The 17630-nt window shown below is 55.3% G+C and carries 16 protein-coding genes; 9 read left to right on the top strand and 7 right to left on the bottom strand.

Annotated elements, in window-relative coordinates:
* Positions 1–53: 53 nt before the first annotated feature.
* Positions 54–1115 carry an ROK family protein gene (locus tag Pla22_RS14790; protein ID WP_146515616.1) on the bottom strand — a complete coding sequence of 354 codons (1062 nt, stop codon included), beginning with the start codon at positions 1113–1115 and terminating at the stop codon, positions 54–56.
* A gap of 124 nt (positions 1116–1239) precedes the next feature.
* Here Pla22_RS14790 and Pla22_RS14785 point away from each other — a divergent pair, with 124 nt between their 5' ends.
* Complete coding sequence (locus tag Pla22_RS14785; protein ID WP_146515615.1) at positions 1240–1944, top strand: GNAT family N-acetyltransferase; 705 nt, start codon at positions 1240–1242, stop codon at positions 1942–1944.
* 26 nt (positions 1945–1970) lie between these two features.
* Complete coding sequence (gene eboE / locus Pla22_RS14780; protein ID WP_146515614.1) at positions 1971–3164, top strand: metabolite traffic protein EboE; 1194 nt, start codon at positions 1971–1973, stop codon at positions 3162–3164.
* Positions 3165–3279: 115 nt separating this feature from the next.
* Here eboE and Pla22_RS14775 read toward each other — a convergent pair whose 3' ends face one another.
* Entirely contained in the window at positions 3280–4134 is an 855-nt protein-coding gene (locus Pla22_RS14775; RefSeq protein WP_146515613.1) for a formyltransferase family protein, read from the bottom strand.
* A 143-nt stretch (positions 4135–4277) separates the two neighbouring features.
* On the opposite strand from Pla22_RS14775, the gene Pla22_RS14770 reads away from it, so the two are divergent.
* Both Pla22_RS14770 and hisS read left to right on the top strand, forming a co-directional pair.
* The gene (locus tag Pla22_RS14770) at positions 4278–4742 is read left to right on the top strand and encodes a YkgJ family cysteine cluster protein (RefSeq protein ID WP_146515612.1); all 465 of its coding nucleotides are present in this window, start codon (positions 4278–4280) and stop codon (positions 4740–4742) included.
* Between the two features lie 59 nt (positions 4743–4801).
* Positions 4802–6124, top strand: a complete 1323-nt coding sequence (gene hisS / locus Pla22_RS14765; protein ID WP_146515611.1) for a histidine--tRNA ligase — start codon at positions 4802–4804, stop codon at positions 6122–6124.
* 31 nt (positions 6125–6155) lie between these two features.
* On the opposite strand, the gene Pla22_RS14760 is transcribed toward hisS, so the two are convergent.
* Positions 6156–6854, bottom strand: coding sequence for a hypothetical protein (locus Pla22_RS14760; RefSeq protein WP_146515610.1), 699 nt, complete (start codon positions 6852–6854; stop codon positions 6156–6158).
* A 397-nt stretch (positions 6855–7251) separates the two neighbouring features.
* Here Pla22_RS14760 and Pla22_RS14755 point away from each other — a divergent pair, with 397 nt between their 5' ends.
* The 3 genes from Pla22_RS14755 (at position 7252) to Pla22_RS14745 (ending at position 10408) form a co-directional block, all read left to right on the top strand.
* Positions 7252–8124, top strand: coding sequence for a DUF1571 domain-containing protein (locus tag Pla22_RS14755; RefSeq protein ID WP_146515609.1), 873 nt, complete (start codon positions 7252–7254; stop codon positions 8122–8124).
* Between the two features lie 512 nt (positions 8125–8636).
* The gene (csrA, locus tag Pla22_RS14750; RefSeq protein ID WP_146515608.1) at positions 8637–8864 is read left to right on the top strand and encodes a carbon storage regulator CsrA; all 228 of its coding nucleotides are present in this window, start codon (positions 8637–8639) and stop codon (positions 8862–8864) included.
* 263 nt (positions 8865–9127) lie between these two features.
* Positions 9128–10408 (top strand): Gfo/Idh/MocA family protein, encoded by a 1281-nt coding sequence (locus tag Pla22_RS14745; protein WP_146515607.1) that lies wholly within the window; start codon positions 9128–9130, stop codon positions 10406–10408.
* Positions 10409–10475: 67 nt separating this feature from the next.
* Here the strand turns inward: Pla22_RS14745 and Pla22_RS14740 are convergent, their stop codons facing one another.
* On the bottom strand, positions 10476–11816 hold the full coding sequence (locus Pla22_RS14740) for a hypothetical protein (RefSeq protein WP_165440684.1): 1341 nt from the start codon (positions 11814–11816) through the stop codon (positions 10476–10478).
* 107 nt (positions 11817–11923) lie between these two features.
* On the opposite strand from Pla22_RS14740, the gene Pla22_RS14735 reads away from it, so the two are divergent.
* A complete protein-coding gene (locus tag Pla22_RS14735) occupies positions 11924–12160 on the top strand; it encodes a hypothetical protein (RefSeq protein ID WP_146515605.1) in 237 nt (78 codons plus the stop codon).
* Positions 12150–13532 (top strand): tRNA modification GTPase, encoded by a 1383-nt coding sequence (locus Pla22_RS14730; RefSeq protein WP_146515604.1) that lies wholly within the window; start codon positions 12150–12152, stop codon positions 13530–13532. The genes Pla22_RS14735 and Pla22_RS14730 overlap by 11 nt, the downstream gene beginning before the upstream one ends.
* Before the next feature lie 17 nt (positions 13533–13549).
* On the opposite strand, the gene Pla22_RS14725 is transcribed toward Pla22_RS14730, so the two are convergent.
* From Pla22_RS14725 to Pla22_RS14715, 3 genes are all read right to left on the bottom strand, one after another.
* Positions 13550–14815, bottom strand: a complete 1266-nt coding sequence (locus tag Pla22_RS14725) for a hypothetical protein (RefSeq protein WP_146515603.1) — start codon at positions 14813–14815, stop codon at positions 13550–13552.
* Positions 14816–14898: 83 nt separating this feature from the next.
* Complete coding sequence (locus Pla22_RS14720) at positions 14899–15960, bottom strand: DUF4261 domain-containing protein (RefSeq protein ID WP_146515602.1); 1062 nt, start codon at positions 15958–15960, stop codon at positions 14899–14901.
* A 160-nt stretch (positions 15961–16120) separates the two neighbouring features.
* Positions 16121–17542, bottom strand: a complete 1422-nt coding sequence (locus tag Pla22_RS14715; protein WP_146515601.1) for an acyltransferase family protein — start codon at positions 17540–17542, stop codon at positions 16121–16123.
* Between the last annotated feature and the right edge of the window lie 88 nt (positions 17543–17630).

Here is a 17630-nt window from a genome sequence, read left to right as displayed (position 1 = left end):
CGCAAAGAGTTGCTTTCAGTGAACATGCAAACCAAAGTGAACCTCGGTCGCGATCAAACTCCGTAGGATTGTGCCAGCGCGCCGATCACTGACGCATTGTCACCGCATACGGAAAATCCAATGTGCTCGTATTTGCGGAATCCATCGAGCGCGTGTTTTTCGTAGCTCTCACGAACCAAGTCGAGGTACCTTGCTCGCATGCCACGGCTCATCTCGCAGACACCGCCGCCAATCACGAGGCAATCGTAGTCGCCCATGTAGTTGATTGTTAACATGACCAGCCCCAGAGCTTTGGCCTGATCTTCGAATAGTTCTACTGCCAGCGGATCACTTTCAGCGGCTAGCTCTCGCAATTGCTTCGCCTTGTCTCGCAACGAACAGTCCTGCTGGTTGAGTGGGTGATCAGCCCAATGTGGCAACGTCAGTCGGTACCCAAGTTGATGCGTTAGTGCCGTGAGTGAAATCGCTGACTCAGCGGTGCACATCGAATTGCCAACCAACAATTGTTGATCGTGGGGATAACGAAACGCGAATGGCGGCAACAGCATGTGGCCGGCGTGGCCTGCTCTGCCCTGGGCACCCTGAACGCCCAAACCGGCACGAACTTCACCGCCTCCGAGTCCAGTACCCACCGCTACAAAGAACAACGAATCAATCTCGGATCCGCCTTGGTTGGGCTTGGGAATCGGTGGCAGTTGATCCCAGTGAATCCGTTCCGTCCGGATGCAATACTCGCCGACCGCCGCGGCTTGACCATCGCCGATGTAGGCTACCTCGACCGCCTTCAACGATTTCGTTACGGCCGCTTGCAGCATCTTTCGGATCGGGCAGCGGTTCCACTTCGAAGGATCAAGGTTGGGAGTTTGCATTAACACTCCGTCCAACGTCGCAGGCCCCGGAGTAGCCAAGCACACGGCGTGCAATTCGTCGACCGACCGACCGGCCGCCGCCAATTCGATGGCGATTTGTTGAACGATGTCCGCAACGGTGGCTTCAGGTCCAACCAAGGACCGCGTCGGAAACTGGCTCGATATTCGGATAACGTTTCGCGCCTCATCACCGATCGCAATGGTGCTAGTGGTTCCTCCGACATCGACTCCAACGTAAATAGACAACTCTGACCCGTCCTTTCCGTTCCCGTGACACTCTGATTGCGATCCCGTTATAGTGTCGTTTATGAACGCCGGTTGCAATTAGGTATGGCGGTATTAGGGCAAGCTGATCAAAGGAATCTTGAGCATGTTGGGACGCATCCAAGCCCGCGGCTGGTGGTATTCCATAGGAATCGTGGTCAATCGCATCGTGCCCGCGAAGCTTTTCAGGATGCGGATATTCCGTGTTTTTGAGTTTCGGTGTCCCGGCGAGGCCAGCGCAGCCGCATTGAACAGCCCATCGAGCGACCATCAAGAATCGATCACATTCCGATGGTGTGTCGACGAATCAGAGAAAGCCGAAGCTGCTCGGCTAACGCATTACCAACCCGATGACACCGCTTCGGAACACCGCGCGTGCCTAGCTTACGACGGCGAGACTGCGATCGGTGGCGTCTGGATCGCGAGCGGATCGTTTGACGAGTCAGAACTTGGGGTCAGGATTCACTTGAATGACGATCAGGTTTGGTTGTTCGCTGCCTTCATTGCCAAGTCACATCGACGGCGAGGCATCTACCGACGGTTGTTGGAGTATGTGTTGACGACTCACTCTCGGGATGATCTTGGACTGCGACCGATGGTGCTTGCCTCGATCAACCCCACCAACAAAGCCTCCATTGCGGCTCACCAAGTTTATTTTGCCAGCGAAGTTGGCACTGCTTGGACCGTTCGAGTTCTTTCATGGACGTGGTGCCGAGCAAACGGTAGGCTGCACGTCGACCAAACCGTTGGTAATTCAGCTAGATCTCCCCTCACCATGACGATTGCGACCGCAGAACGCGTTCCCATCTGATGCGAAACTTATAGGCTCTCTCATTCATGTCGTCTCCCAAGGATTGGATCATCGGTTACTGCACGAACGTGCATGCTGGCACCGATCTCGCCACCATCAAGTCAAACCTGTCGACGTACGCATCGGGCGCTCGAGCGGCCTCGCACCTGGACGAACTAAGTGTCGGACTTTGGTTACCTTCCACCGCGGCAACATCGCTGGTCAACGACCCGCACCCGTTTCGTGAGTATCTAGAAAGCCTGAAGCTTCGTCCTTATACGATCAATGGTTTTCCCTACGACAACTTTCACCAGCCCGTCGTAAAGCAATCCGTTTACGTTCCCGGTTGGTGGCAACAAGAACGACTCGACTATACCAAGCAACTCGCTCGAATCTTGTCAGCGCTGCTACCCGATGACGACAAGGTCGGAACGATTAGCACGCTACCTATTGGTTGGCCCGATCGGTCGCTGACGGCCGAAGAAAAAGCAGACCGTATCGGGCAATCCGGCGAACAACTGCGACAATTGGCCGGCTTCTTGGCCAAGTTGCACCACGACACCGGACGCAAGATCATCGTCGCGATTGAACCCGAACCAGGCTGCATCTTGCAGACGACGGACGATGTGATCGACTTCTTCGCCAAAGAACTGCCCGAGGAAATTCAGCGCAAGTACATCATGGTCTGCCATGACATTTGCCATTCGGCAGTCATGATGGAAAACCAAGCCGAGGTACTTAATCGCCTGACTCAAGCCAAGATCGGAATCGGCAAGGTTCAAGTAAGCAGTGCGATTGTGGGGGATTGGTCATCGATGTCCAATCACCGAAGACGCGAGGCGATCGAACAGCTAAGCCATTTTGCCGAGGACCGGTACCTGCATCAAACCGGACGACGATTGGCGGACAATTCGTTTGCGTTGGCCGAGGACTTGCCCGAATTGCTGTCTCGAATTGCTTCGGATGGTGATCCCGTTTGGGGCGACGAACGATGGATCGTCCATTTCCACGTTCCTATTTTCCTGGAACGCTTCGAACACCTGACGACTAGCCACGCGGACATCACGCAGTGCTTAAAGGCGCTGGCGGATCCGAAATCGACGATTGATTTCACCGGTCACCTAGAAATCGAAACGTACGCCTGGAATGTGATGCCGGCGGCCATGAAGAAACAAAGTCTCGCTGACGATATCGCCAGCGAAGTCAAATGGCTCAAGCGAGCCGTTATCGACGCAATGTAAGTTCCACCTTGCGAGATTGAACGACCCGTGATCAGCGCTGAGCGAACATCGCGAGACGAAAACTGATTCACAAATAGCGATTGACGAACAGCATTTGGTCATCTGCGTTAGGTGATCAGCGTCGTGCAACCACACGATGAAAGTGCAAATAGACTTCACGGTTGACGACGCGGCGAACGCCTTCCACCAAGCACTTGGGTTCGTTTTCAGTTTCGCCTTGCGCGATCACTTCGTCGATCGGTGTGCCAGGGGAAACGGCAAAGGTGCGTTGGTTGATCGTTTGATTGCCGGCATCAAGCTCGGGAATGATGAAGTGACACGTTGCACCGAACGTCAACATCCGCGCGTTGTAAGCATCGTGATAGGGCCGAAAACCCGGGAACCCGGGCAGCAAGCCGTGGTGCAAATTAATGATCCGGCCGCCGGCAAACTGCCAACACGTCGACGCCGGTAGAACTCGCATGTACCGAGCCAAGATCACGTAGTCGACATCGAATTCGTCGAGCGCCGCGACCATCGCCGCGTCATCGGCCACTCCGTTGGCATCACCAATCAATCGATACGGCACGTCAAACTCGTCAGCCAGCTTGGACAATTTCTTGCGATTGGAAATGATCACTGCGGCTTCGGCCGGAATCGAACGATCGACCACACCTTCCAGAACGGCACGAGGCGTGTGTTCGATATAGGTGCAACAAATCGCCAACCGCGGATTTTTCGGACGACGTTCGCTGCTCCAAACCCGGATGGCCAATTTGGTGTGTTCGCCGATCTGACGCATCGCATCTTGCAGCGGGTCAAACTCGGCGGCATCGATGTCGATCCGGCAAATCATGGCGAACAAATGCTCTTCATCATGGTCATACATCTGGATCTCGGCGATTCGCGCGCCTCGGCCGGTGACGTGGTGAATGATGGGATCAGCCAGCCCGACGTTGTCAGGGCCTAGAGCGGTAATAACAACTTCCACAGGATTTCAAACTCAGATTGGGGGATCACGCACGAATCAAGCAAGTCGCAGGTCGTATTGTTCCCGCTGGGGGCATTTTTGCCGACCCCAAGCTCTGCTAGTTTCTCAGGTTCCACGACACGCACATTTGACGCAGGAATTCCATGTCCGCACTCGCTCCACCGACCCGACGCCGCCGCAGTGACTTTCCCGAGTCCGAGAATCTTTGCGAACACTGCACCGCGAAGTGCTGTCACTACTTTGCCCTGGCGATCGAGACTCCTGCGAATCGTCGCGACTTCGACTTCATGCGATGGTACCTGTTGCACGACCGAGCGTCGATTTTCACTGATGACGAAACCTGGTACTTGCTGGTTCACACGACCTGCAAGCACTTGCAAGATGACTACCGATGTGGAATCTACGAGACGCGTCCGCAGATCTGCCGAGACTACACGACCGTGGAGTGCGAGTTCGAAGACGATTGGTGCTACGAGAAGTACTTCGAAACGCCGGAACAGATCGACGAGTACGCCGACGCCTTGTTCGTACCTCAGTTCCCGGAACCCGGCCGCGGATCGTCTCATGCTCTGCGAAGCCGCAAGCCATCGAGCCTACCCTTGGCTTGACGCTGCTAACTCGATCACGCCTCGCCCCTTTATTTCCCACACCACTTTTCCAACGTCCTATGATTCAACCACGCACGCTTAAAGGCTTTCGCGACTACCTACCAGACGTGATGATGCCGCGTGAGCAGATGATGCAAACGGCACGTGAGGTCTTTCGATCGTTTGGCTTTGCCCCCATCGACACGCCCGTGCTCGAACACCTGGAAATTTTGACGGGCAAAGGAAGTGACGAAACGGATCGCCAGATCTACCGGTTCCAAGACAACGGCAAACGTGATGTAGGAATGCGGTTTGACCTGACCGTGCCCCTGGCTCGTTTCGCCGCCCAGCACATCGGTACCCTCGGCACTCCCTTTAAGCGGTATCACATTGCACCGGTATGGAGAGGCGAAAATACGCAAGCGGGCCGCTATCGTGAATTCGTTCAATGCGATTTCGACACCATCGGGACTGAATCCGAACTTGCCGACATCGAAGCCGTCGCGGTCATCAATCAGCTTTTAGCTGCGCTGGGTTTTGACGCTTTCACAATCAGCTTAAACAACCGGGTAATTCTAACGGGACTGCTAGCGGGACTCGGTCTTGCCGATCGAACCGTTCCGGTGCTCCGAAGTCTCGACAAGCTCGCCAAGATCGGCCGCGAAAAAACGCAGGCCGAAATGGTGTCGGCTGCCGAGATTAGCGACGAACAAGCTGCTGCTGTTTTGCGTCTCGCCGACTGCACCGGAACACCGGAAGAGATCTTCGCCATGTTGCCGGACGTCACGGCCGGAAATGAGCAGGCCGCGCAGGGTATCGCTAGGTTAAAGAGTATCTACGAAGGCGCAGTGGCCGCTGGAGTTCCCACACGACGCCTGAAGATCGATGTGTCGATCGCACGGGGACTCGATTACTACACGGGCGTGATCTTCGAAACCACGCTCGATGACTTGGTCGAAATTGGCAGCGTGTGCAGCGGTGGTCGGTATGACAACTTGGCTGGCCTTTACACCAAACAACACCTGCCAGGGATCGGTGCATCGCTGGGACTCGATCGTTTGGTCGCAGCAATGGAAACCTTAAACTTGCTACCCAAAGCTTCCACGCCTGCCCCCGTGATGATCGCCTACTTTGACGAATCGCACCGCGACGACTATCTGAAATTGGCCACCAACTTGCGGTCGGCGGGTATAGGCACCGAGATTTATCCAGAACCAAAGAAACTGGGGCCACAACTGAAGTACGCCGATCAGAAAGGCTTTACTTACGCGATCATCGCGGGTGACAACGAGTGGCAAGCCAACAAGGTTCAAGTGAAGGCGCTCGCCGCCAAAGAGTCTTCCGATATCGAATACACTCACGATGCACCCGAGGCACTGACGAAGTTCTTAGCCGCAGATTGAGCGACGCGACCAGCAACCAGAAGCCTCGTTGCTATCGATAGCGAAATTCAGTTGTTCGGTCGCGGTATCCGTAGTTCTTGCTCCAGTGACGCGTTCCGCTGCCACCGAAGTAGCCGTAGGAGTACGGTTGCTTCCAGGTGCCGGTCTGCTTCGCATTGGGAATCGTCGCAGGCCTATTTTGCACCGGACCACCGATCCATTTCTTAGGATTGAATTTGGTGTGTTCACCATGCAGCGGCGGTGGTGGCAAATGCTCTTGGTCCGAATCGCTCAGGTGATGCCGTAGTCCTAGACCAGCGTGTTGTTCGCCTTGCGAACTTCCTTGATGGCTACTCAAATTGCGGTTTGGTGCTCGGATCACGCGATGACTTGGGACGGGATTGACGTATCCCATACTCGAACCACCATGCGTGAATTGGTTGAACGACGCCGCTTGTTCATCACCGGCAGACGTTCGCAGTGATGGATCACCGAGGTTGCCGCTGGCTTCTAGTCGCGATGTGCCGAAGTCTGATGCGTCTTGATTGGCACCATCGATAGCCACAGAATCGTTCGATGGTTGTTCGTAGTTGGCAACTCTCACCGGAGCGTCCCAGCGTACTTCTTGCGATGCCGCTCGCTTAGCTTTCGCTTCGGGTGTCGAGACACTACGGCGATAGGGCGACCAATCATCGCTTGAGTCCGAACCAATGCTTTGCGCCCGCACCGACGTCGCAGACAAAGCGGTCACCAGAATGAGCCATAGCGTTAAACGCGATCGTGAAACTAACGAGTACATAACGACCGAGGGTCAGCGGAATGAGGTTTTGACGTCTGGGCAAACCAGGAAGAGTTTGCCGATTATGAGGATCGTCCAACGAGATGCTCGAAAATGAGCAAAAGCATGAAAAAACTGCCCTGGTTTAAGACCGTGCATTCTCGGTAGAGTCACCTTGAGTCGCAATTTCGAGCAGACGACTCGTTCGGATCAGTACGTTTGGCACGGCTAGGCAAGCAGGGCTCTTAACGGAGACTGACTTGACCAACGCCTAGCATCTCCGACGATAAAGGGGATGTCGCCCGAACATTCACTGGTCACTGATCAAATGACTGGTCACTCAAGAACACAAAGCAAGGATGCTTTTCTGATGAACATCAACCGCCGCCGATTCGCACTCATTGCGGGATCGCTATTCACGGCCGCTCCGTCGTACGCTGAAGACGCGGGGCTTTCCGAACCCGTTCACCGCGTTGCCAACGCCGCAAGCTTGGAAGCAACGCCCGCTTACGAACATCCGCTCGACCGCGCCCTAGAAATGGCTCGCACCGGGTTGCTAAGTTGTCAACAAAATGTCGACGACTACACCGCGATGCTGGTCAAGCGAGAACGCATCAACGGTGAACTGGGCGAACATGAGTTCATGAACGTCAAAGTCCGTAACCGCAAAGTTCGCAACGGACAAATCGTCCAACCTCTAAGCGTTTACATCAGCTTCCTGAAGCCTTCGTCGGTGAAGGGTCGCGAAGTGATCTATGTGGAAGGCAAGAACAACGGCAACCTGATCGCGCACGAAGGCGGATTCAAAGGCAAGTTCCTGCCAACCGTCACGATTCCCCCAACGGGAATGTTGGCGATGCGTGGCCAACGTTATCCCATGACCGAGATTGGCGTTGAAAATCTTATCGAAAAGCTCATCGAACGAGGCCAGAACGCTCGACGACAACCCGACGTGCAATGCGAGTTTCGCAAGAACGCTCGAGTGAAAGATCGAACTTGCACCGTGTTGCAGGTAACCAGCCCCACCAAAGTGGAAGGCCTGGACTTTCACCAAGCTCAAGTCTTTATCGACGACGCGAACAACCTGCCGATCCGTTACATCGCCTATGACTGGCCGTCGCGTCCGGGTGCACCGTTGGAAGTGATCGAGGAATACAACTACCTCGACCTCAAGACCAACGTTGGATTAACGGACAAGGACTTCGATCCGTACAACGCTGACTACGCTTTCCATTCGAAGTAGCTTACGCGATTCGAAGTAGAACATTCAAAGCCCGGTGAGACCACTCACCGGGCTTTTTTCGTGGACCGAGTTCGCTGCCCCAGTTCCCGTGCGCTGCCGTCACGCACGCCGCGACACGCACGCCGCGACACGCACGCGGCGACACACACGCGGCGACACGCTGATCCATGAGTGCGCGCACACGAGGGCATGGCCTAGCTTGAAAACGCGATTGCCGCAGCATGGCAACATCATGCGACTTGATAAGCCGCGAAATGAAAATGAGCCAACTCGAAATGGCAACGCGGCGCATACCGAACAATCTAATCTGTGCGGCCATGTGCGGCATCCCGCACGATCGGTATGGGCGGACTTCTATGCTTGCATGTCAATAAGCTGGCGGGTGCGGTCGATCAAACCCTTTGTCGCCGCATCGCTTTCATGAGGAAAGCGAACGGTGGTCAATGTTTCGGGGCCAACGAAAGCCCGCGAGTTATCCATCCGCCTCTCAATCAGATCATCCCGAGGACACCATGCTGGTCCTTTCCCGCCACCGAGACGAAAGTATCATGATTGGGGACGATGTCGTGGTGACAATCGTCGATATCCGAGGCGACAAAGTTCGCCTTGGTATTGAAGCTCCCCAGTCGATCCCTGTACACCGCCAAGAGGTCTACGACGCTATCCAGCGCGAAAACCGAAGAGCTGCCCAAACCGGCAGTGGCGCGACCAAGGACATCGAACCGCCGAAGAAGAACTAGGTTCGATCTGTTTGCCGGTCACCAATCGGAGGGCTAATCCATTAGCCCTCCTTTTTTTATGCGCCGATGTAAACGTGTCGCGATTCGAGCGATGGTGTTTGCATGCGAAGGACAAACATCGAACAGGAACAGGAACAGGAACAGGAACAGGGAACGCAATTCGACGTCGGTGCCCACCCCACGTCGGTCTCTGCGGCGTGATATATTCTGAGCAGCTTGACTTGGATTCTTGAAGTCAACGTCCCGCCATCTCGGAGAAGATCATGCCTGACTGCACCCCCTTCCTGCCTTCGCGCCGCGACGTCCTGGCCGCTGCTGCTCTCGCTGCTTTGCCAATGCGAAGTGCGTTCGCTTCGCCCAACGACAAGATTAACTTGGGCGTGATTGGCTTCGGCCCCCGTTGCGAGTACGACCTGACGTCGATGTTGAAGTCAGACCAGATTCGCTGTGTTGCCATGTCAGAAGTGCAAAAGTACCGAGGCGAAAAAGGCAAGAAACTTGTTGATGATGCCTACGGCAACCAAGATTGCCAGATCCACCGCGATTTTCGCGAGCTGCTAGATCGCAAGGATATTGATGCCGTGTTGATCGCCACCGGAGACCGTTGGCACTCGGCCGCTTCGATCTTGGCTGCCGAAGCCGGCAAGGATGTGTACAGCGAAAAGCCTTGCGGCATCACGGTCGAAGCATGCCAGCGTCTGGCCGACACCATGGACCGAACCGGACGCGTTTTTCAAGCGGGAACCCAGCGACGCAGCGTGCCCAATTTCGAGCAAGCCGTGAACCTTGCTCGGTCAGGAGCGTTGGGCAAAATCCACACTCTCCACGCTTCGGTCTATGTACCCGTGATGGACAATGCGTGGCTGCCCGCACAAAAAACTCCGGACAAGGAAACGTGCGATTGGAACATGTGGCTCGGTCCCGCAGCCTGGCGACCGTTCAACCAAAGCTATGTCGACGGTCGATGGCGAGGAATTTGGGACTTTGATTCCGGGGCACGTCTTCTCGATTGGGGTGCTCACACTATTGACCTGTGCCAATGGGCCAACGACGCCGATGACACCATGCCCATTCGATACGAACCTCAAGAAGACAAGATCGTTTGCACGTACGAAAACGGTGTGAAGTTGATTGTCGACTTCTTGAAGGAACCCTTTGGTGATCGTTCACCTCACTACATCACACGGCTGGGCACTTGTCCGGTGCGTTTCGTGGGTGATAAAGGCTCCGTGGAAACAGGCGACAGTGGCGAGATTGTCGTCACACCGGATTCACTGCAAAGCAAGCTGCCCGAAGGTAGCAAGCGAGTTCGCGGTTTAGACGTCTCGATCCATGCTGAAAATTTCTTCGACTGCATCCGATCGCGGAAACCTACCAACGCAAATCAAACGGTGATGCGTCGGTCGCACATCGCATCCCACGCCGCAGCCATTTCGTGGATCGTGGGCCGGACATTGACGTTAGACCCCAAGACGGAAACCTTCGTCAACGATCCGGAAGCCAATCTGTTGTGTTCGCGTCCCGAACGAGATTGGGTGGTCTAAGGAATAACGCCTGACCCATAAACGCCTGCGGTGAAAAGCGTCGCAGGACGAAATCCGTTTACTGTTCTCATTTCGATTGTTGAAGCGTGATCTCCCGTGCTCGCGTTTGCATTTCCGGATCACGCACATACCGGCGGATCACCGCTTCAACATCGTCGCTGATCGAACTGAGGCAGCTAGCGAGCGCCTGCATGGCGACTTGGTGATCAAATCGAATCGCATCGACTAGGTGGGCGCAAATGACTGGCTGCAGGACCACGCATTGCGTTCCACCTCGCCGAACCCAATCGGCGACCGGCAATTGATCAAACGATTCTCGCTGCAACAACCAATCGGCCGAGTCCAGGAATGAACCGTGCGGCAACCCCAGAGCGGTCGCGGATTCGATCGCCGCCAAGACCGTTTGCGGACTGCGTGACTTGCTTAGTCGCATCAAAGCCGATTCAATCGCCGGCGACATTGACTCGGGATTCGCGAACGCAAACGCGGTGATCGCAGACGTTTGCACAGCCTGGTCGGTGGATTTTGTGGCAGCGATGGTCGAATCCAAAACGGCACTCGAAAGATAAGTATCCGCCACCGCCGCTCGTTGACTGACCGTGCGCAGCGCTGCGACTGCCCAATCGGGATCCTCACCCGCAATCCAATTCGCCAATACGGACTCCTCGCGGGTTTCACTGGGCACTCGCGACGCATCCAGTAGTCGTTCGCCGCCTTTGGACTGTAGATCTCGAAAATATCGGAGCGACCGCTTGGCTGTCGCTCGAGCATCCAGACGCAGGCTCGTCATCCAGGCTGGCTTATCGTCCCCGCAAAGTGTTGCAACACACGCCATTGCGAATCCAACTTCCATGGCGTTGTAGTGCCCTAACCGTGACAACGACCAACCCGACCATCCGCCGGTGGACCACTGATCGTCGTACAAAGCCGCGTCAGCAACCAAGACGCCCAACCCCATGATGACAGGAAGCAACATCGTTGTCCGCGGGTCCGTATCCAAGTCTCGATCACCGCGTTTGGTCCAGACGTGAAACGCCAACGCATTGGCAATGGTGGTCACTAATCGCAGATCGTCGTCGGCAACTAGCGAGTTGACCTGAACTTCCGCGGCTGAATCATCGCGGCTTGGCTGATACGCAAAGGCTTCGGTGAGCTGATCGTCATTGACGATTGCTAGCGTCACAGAATGAGGTTCTATTGCCATCCGGCGACACAGCGTTTCATGAACGAATCGCACGCGTTCTTCGCTGTCAAAATCGTCACTTACGGTATTGGCCTTGGCAGGTTCGGCATCGATAAACTCGCTCAGTGAGCTGACCGCTGATTGAGCACAAACGAACTCGCGACCGAAAACGCTGACGGTTCGTCGCACAAGCAACTCGATATCGACGCGTTGGTTCGTTGACAAAGGCGGTCGTGAAGAGAAGAGCCCAAACATGCACGAGAGTGTAATAGTCCCCCGCCCAATCTGCGAGCGGATCAAAGTGACCCTGCGGATGTTGGGTCCCGACTCGCTTGGCTTTGGCTGCTGGCTTTGCCACACGTGCTGGTCAAGAAGCGGTGAACCGGAGTGCGCTGGACGATGATCTGCTGGACGTGAGCGTGCTGAACCGGAGCCTGCTGGACGTGAGCGTGCTGGACGTGAGCGTGCTGAACGTGAGCCTGCTGAACCATGATCTGCTGAGCTCGAGTACGCTAGACCATGGTGCGAGATCGGTAACTTTCGATACACTCTTAGGCTATGCGTTTTGATGAAACTATCGTTGCGATTGCCTCGCCCACTTCGCCCGCCCCCCGAGGCGTCGTTCGACTGTCGGGCTCTGATGCCATGGACGTCCTCGAAACCTTGGGCGTGCCAGCTTGCCAGACCAAAGCTCCGCGACGACTGCGATGCTGCCTTAATCTCAGCGAGCCGATAGGCAGCATCGACGTGGATATACTTCGCTGGCCAACCTCACGAAGCTACACCGGTCAACCCTCGGCGGAAATCCATACGTTTGGTTCACTGCCGATCTTGTCCGGAATCGTCGATTCAGCCATCAAGGCCGGTGCACGTGCCGCTCGACCGGGCGAGTTCACGATGCGAGCTTTCTTAGCGGGACAACTAGACCTCACCCAAGCCGAGGCCGTGCTTGGGGTGATCGAAGCCGAACAACCGGGTTCGCTCGATCATGCGCTGCGGCAGCTTTCGGGCAATCTTTCACAACCGCTAGGGCAACTTCGCAGCGAACTGCTGAACTTGCTTGCGGATGTCGAAGCCGGCCTGGACTTTGTCGACGAAGACATTGAGTTCGTCAGCGACAAAACACTGTTGGCACGGTTGACCGACATCGCGGCAATCGTTGCGGAAACGATCGAGCAAATTCGATCGCGGGGCGGAACCTCATCCGCCACGACGATCGCTTTGTGCGGTGACCCCAACGCTGGAAAGAGTCGACTGCTGAATGTTTTAGCTGGACAAGAGATTGCGATCGTTGCTGACTTAGCCGGCACGACGCGCGACTTCGTTTCAGCTAATGCTCACATCGGCCTTCACGCGGTGATGCTGCAGGACACCGCCGGTTTGGAGAAACCGCGAGTCGAAACTCCGAGCGATGGACTAAACCATGAGATTTCAGATTTGGCTCAACAGCAAACCGCTCGCGTGATCCGCGAAGCTGGGTTTCGATTGTGGTGCGTTGACGGCAGCCGCGATGACTTCGATACCGCAGCCGACCAAGTGCGTGAACTAGCGAGCTCAAGTGCAAAACCCGGCGTGATCGATTTATTCCTCGCCACCAAAGGCGACCTTGTCGACAAGGATCGTGAAGGTTGGATCCTCTGCAGTTCCGCCACGGGCAAGGGAATCGAGAACCTGAAGGATCAAATATCAAACGCGATTGCCGCTCGCGACGCAGAACAATCTGGTTCGATCATCGGTACCGCCGCTCGGTGCAGCGAAACACTGCTTCGAGCCAAAGAAGCGATCAACGACGCGATCACGCAAGTGCGACAACAATCGGGACACGAATTCGTTTCGTCTGATTTGCGTCTGGCGGCACAGTGCATCGGCGAAGTGACGGGCGAGGTTTACAACGAAGACATTCTCGACCGAGTGTTCAGCCGATTCTGCATCGGAAAGTAGTCAAGGCGAAAACCCACCTAAGCGAACTCGACCCCGCGAGCCTGCTCGACGATCTCAGTTGCCTGGTCGTGACCGAGGCCCAGTTGCTCAAGCAGCGCGATCAACGTTTCGCGACTGTAGCGACGACTGAAACGTAACTGCATCACATTGCCATCCTCTCCCGTCAATTCAATTGAATTCATCACCCATCCTTCTTTGACAACCGGCAATGGATCCGAGGGAACGCAGTGTTGCTTCGATGGCATCCACCAATTCGCTTCGCAAAACACCAGTTGGTCATCCGAGCGACTTAGCTTTAAACGACTCTTGGCATGAAAGGGCCCGAAGTCGCCCTGCGGGAACACAATCAATTCCGGCTTGCGTGGCTTTCCAAATCCGGTCCACAACTTTGCCAGAACGGGATCCAAAATCATCGTTCGATAGAATCGCACCCGTCGACTGATCCAACGCAGCATCAGTGCGGCTACAAGAAGCACGACAAGATTAATACCGGTGGCGATCGTGGGGCTTAGTGCGTAGACGGCCATTAACGCCGCGCACAACGACTTGTTGCACACTTCAAAAACAGCATCCAAGAAGGGCACCGGCGTCAACCAGACTAGAAACTCAAAGAAGAACTTGACGCTATTGATGACCAAGATGTTGATCACCATGGCAATCGAAAGCAACGTATCTAGGGTGAAGCTGACCACACCGAAATGCATCACCTTCACCGACATAACCGCCACTGCTTCCTCGCCGATGCCTGGATTGTCCATCGACATGACGAGTTTGATTACCAGTAAGATTACGATCACAGCGTACGTTTCTAAACGATCAACCGCTTGGGCAAACGGCTTACTGACCTTGGTTAACCGCGGCAGGCTTGTCAAAAGCGTCAGCCCCAGAAACACGAAGAACAACCATTCATTCTTAAGTGGACCCGACGTTCCCAAGATGGCATTGTCAGTCATCCAGGTAGGTCCCCAGAGTGCCAGTCCGGACAAGCATGTCACACCGAAGAACGGCGAAAGAGCGACGGGAGCGAGCGGGCCCAGCCAATCGACGATCCCCGAACTGGTCGCCCAACCGCTAGCCGCAGCTATGTCTTCGGCATCAATGGGCCCTTCTAGATTCCGCTCGAGCGATTCGGCGCTGAATGTTTTTTCGCTGACTGGTTCTTCACTAATTGGTTTTTCGCTGGCCGTTTCGACCGCATTGTCCTGAGCCGTCAGAACCGCCGATTGAAAGACGGGAGGCGATATCAGCGTGATGAAAATCAAAAGCGGAAGAACCGGTTTCATGTTGGCTCGCCCTTGGGTGCTGGGTGCTGGGTGCTGGCTCTTTCGTAAGGTCGGCCATCATTGCCGCTTAACCCGCTGATCATTCAGAACTCAAGTTCCTCATCAAGTTCATCGTCATCGTCGTTGTCATCGAAGCTAAGGAGATCATCTTCGTCGTCGTCGTCATCATCTTCGTCATCAAAGTCAATCGACTCACCACGCTCGAGCAACTCGGGCGGCGGCGTTTGCCCGTCCTGAGGAACCCAGCGAATGGTTTCTCGCGGTGGATCCGACAACGCATCGTAACATTCCATCGCTAGCCATGTGACATCGCCGGGCCCGTCGGCCGTATCACCATCTTCGACTTCGTCTTCATTGGACAACATGTACAGCGAAGCACTGCGAAGGAAGCTCTCGACGTCACTAGGTTCAAACGAATCCGCAAAGTAGATCGCTTCCAAGTCAGGCAAGTCGAATTGCCCGTTGCCCACGGTGTCCATTAGCGACCAATCATCTTCGGCGCGAAACAAACGCACGTTGGTCCACATGTCCAAAGGCGGCAATTCGTTGTTCCAAGCGTAATTGAGCCCGCGACGCAGTCCGTCACTATCCCGCAACACTTCGCCACCGGGATTGAAATAACAAATGGCTTCGTCAGCTTCTAGGATCGCCGTGACAGCGCGGGTCGCGAATTCAAGCTCTTCGACGGGATCGTAATCGTCGGGCACCAACGGTAAATCTTCGTCGTCATCATCGGGACCCTCGGCACCGAGCACGTAGCTGATCAAGATTCGCACGTGCGATGTGTGTTCTTGAAAACGCTCGCCGCCGTCTTCCCAGCCCCAAGATTGTTCGCCGGATCGCTTCAAGCAACCCGGATAGGCCAGCGGACCATACTGTCCCAGCGACCAAGCGACAAACCGCTCGGGTGATTCGTCGGGGTCGCCCATGTCGTCAGGCCAGACCGCATTGGACGGCGTGATCAACAGATGCCCGCCGACTTCAGGCCGAAACGAATAGACGAGCGTTTGCGGCGAATCGAGATCTTCGAGTGAATCGTGAGTGCCCAGGAACTCGAAGCTACTGAGCAACTCTTGAAGACGCTCCACCGACAGCGACTGACGCAACAGGACACACATGCCCTGAGTAAACAGTCCTTTGGCCATCAGGGTCCTCGTTTGCGTGTCGAATCGTTCAAACCGAAGATTTTACCCCAGCAACGTGCGGCTCACGAGGGGGCGGGCGGGTTGTCAACGAAGTGGCACAACACCGATGAATTTTTCAGACAAAGCGACGAATTCGGGAACCCGCCAACGGTGCCCCGCCTTAGGCTGCTCGTCGTGCCGGCGGCATTGGATCGCCCGTTCGCGTTGGCATCGGTAACACATCGTGCTGCGAATCGTCTTGATCTTGCACAGGAAGATGTTCCACAGGAGTGCGATTAATGGCGTTCATTCCCAACCACTCGCCCAACCGTGTCGTGCGAACGAATGCTTCATAGCTGACCAGTGAAACGGCTGTGGCCAAGATCGTTGCCATGACCGCCTTGATCGACGGAAGGACGTTGGGCAGCAACCACTTCAAATCCAGGTGAATCAGACCTAACACAGGATGATGAACAAGGTAGACCCAAAACGAAGCCGCCGCTAAATACTTCATCGTCGCGGACAATCGCACCACATACCTTAGTGCAAGCGACAAGATAATCACGCTGCCCAGCATCGAGGACGCCGCAGTCGCCATGGCAAGGATGCCCGAAGACGCCCGCTGGTTCGATGTAAACTGGCTCGATGCAAGACTTGCGGAACTAAATTGCGGAGCACCCAGATCAGCCGAGTGGGCATCATTCGCTTGGGCATCATTCGCGCTGAGTGTCGCTGCGGTGGGGAACGAATTTTGTTCGAGTGACCAGATTCCCAATAGCACCGTCGCTACCATCACACATCCGCCGACACCGACCCAACGAGGATGCAAGTTTCGCAGTCGGTCGACACCAAATTCGCTGCGTGCAATCACGATCCCCAAGGCAAAGAACATCGCGTTGTAAATCCATTTACTTGCGACTGGCATGAACGCGTGCTGAAAACCCCAAATGACTTCGGGACGAAAGTAGATCGTGATTGCCGCAACGATAAATAGTGCTGCGACCACGCGCTCGGTCGAAACCGACTTGCACGATGCGAATCGCTTGAATCGTTTTGAGGCGACGACCGATATTGCGAACACGGCGATGTAAGAGAACAAATAGTGCAGGAACCACAGGTGCCCGAGTCCCCACAAGTGACGGTCGACGTCGCCATCGAACTTAAGACTCTTCAATTTGACAGGGGGAACAATGCCTTCGCATACCCAACTGAATACCCACACGTACAAGTCGAGCGGCAGGATCACCAACAAAGCAAACAGCAACGGACGCAGCAAACGTTTGAACCGATTGCGAACCAACGCCCACTCACCTTTGCGCTGATACGTTCGATATGCGAACAATCCCGAGATGATCAGGAACAAAGGCATGATGACCAGCTCGATGCCCCAGAACACGAAGTCGACCACAGGGCTGGGTGAGTCCGTGACGGACCAAACCAAACCTGGCATCGGGTGAGCGAGGTAGGGCACGCAAGCATGCAACACGACAACAGCGACCGCAGCCAAAGCTCGAACGGCGTCGAGTCCAACCAGCGTTTGATCGCCCGCGGCAACGGTTGGTGCCGGCGGAGTTTCGTCGTGATGAAGTCGAAGAGAGTTCATAGTGAAGCGGGCTTATCAAATTCGTCCCGCATGAGGGAAGCCCGAAATCAGCCGCTGGCCGCGTCCCAGAATCCAAGATCGGGCACGT

Origin of the sequence: Rubripirellula amarantea (genome assembly GCF_007859865.1) — a bacterium.
Lineage (GTDB): Bacteria > Planctomycetota > Planctomycetia > Pirellulales > Pirellulaceae > Rubripirellula > Rubripirellula amarantea.
This window is presented reverse-complemented; position numbering and strand designations above follow the sequence as displayed.

Excerpts from the sequence above, each read along its gene's own strand:
- Pla22_RS14730 (WP_146515604.1), top strand. The coding sequence starts at position 12,150 with ATGCGTTTTGATGAAACTATCGTTGCGATTGCCTCGCCCACTTCGCCC.
- Pla22_RS14745 (WP_146515607.1), top strand. The coding sequence starts at position 9,128 with ATGCCTGACTGCACCCCCTTCCTGCCTTCGCGCCGCGACGTCCTGGCC.
- Pla22_RS14720 (WP_146515602.1), bottom strand. The coding sequence starts at position 15,960 with ATGGCCAAAGGACTGTTTACTCAGGGCATGTGTGTCCTGTTGCGTCAG.
- Pla22_RS14755 (WP_146515609.1), top strand. The coding sequence starts at position 7,252 with ATGAACATCAACCGCCGCCGATTCGCACTCATTGCGGGATCGCTATTC.
- Pla22_RS14785 (WP_146515615.1), top strand. The coding sequence starts at position 1,240 with ATGTTGGGACGCATCCAAGCCCGCGGCTGGTGGTATTCCATAGGAATC.
- Pla22_RS14725 (WP_146515603.1), bottom strand. The coding sequence starts at position 14,815 with ATGAAACCGGTTCTTCCGCTTTTGATTTTCATCACGCTGATATCGCCT.
- Pla22_RS14715 (WP_146515601.1), bottom strand. The coding sequence starts at position 17,542 with ATGAACTCTCTTCGACTTCATCACGACGAAACTCCGCCGGCACCAACC.
- eboE (WP_146515614.1), top strand. The coding sequence starts at position 1,971 with ATGTCGTCTCCCAAGGATTGGATCATCGGTTACTGCACGAACGTGCAT.
- hisS (WP_146515611.1), top strand. The coding sequence starts at position 4,802 with ATGATTCAACCACGCACGCTTAAAGGCTTTCGCGACTACCTACCAGAC.
- Pla22_RS14770 (WP_146515612.1), top strand. The coding sequence starts at position 4,278 with ATGTCCGCACTCGCTCCACCGACCCGACGCCGCCGCAGTGACTTTCCC.
- csrA (WP_146515608.1), top strand. The coding sequence starts at position 8,637 with ATGCTGGTCCTTTCCCGCCACCGAGACGAAAGTATCATGATTGGGGAC.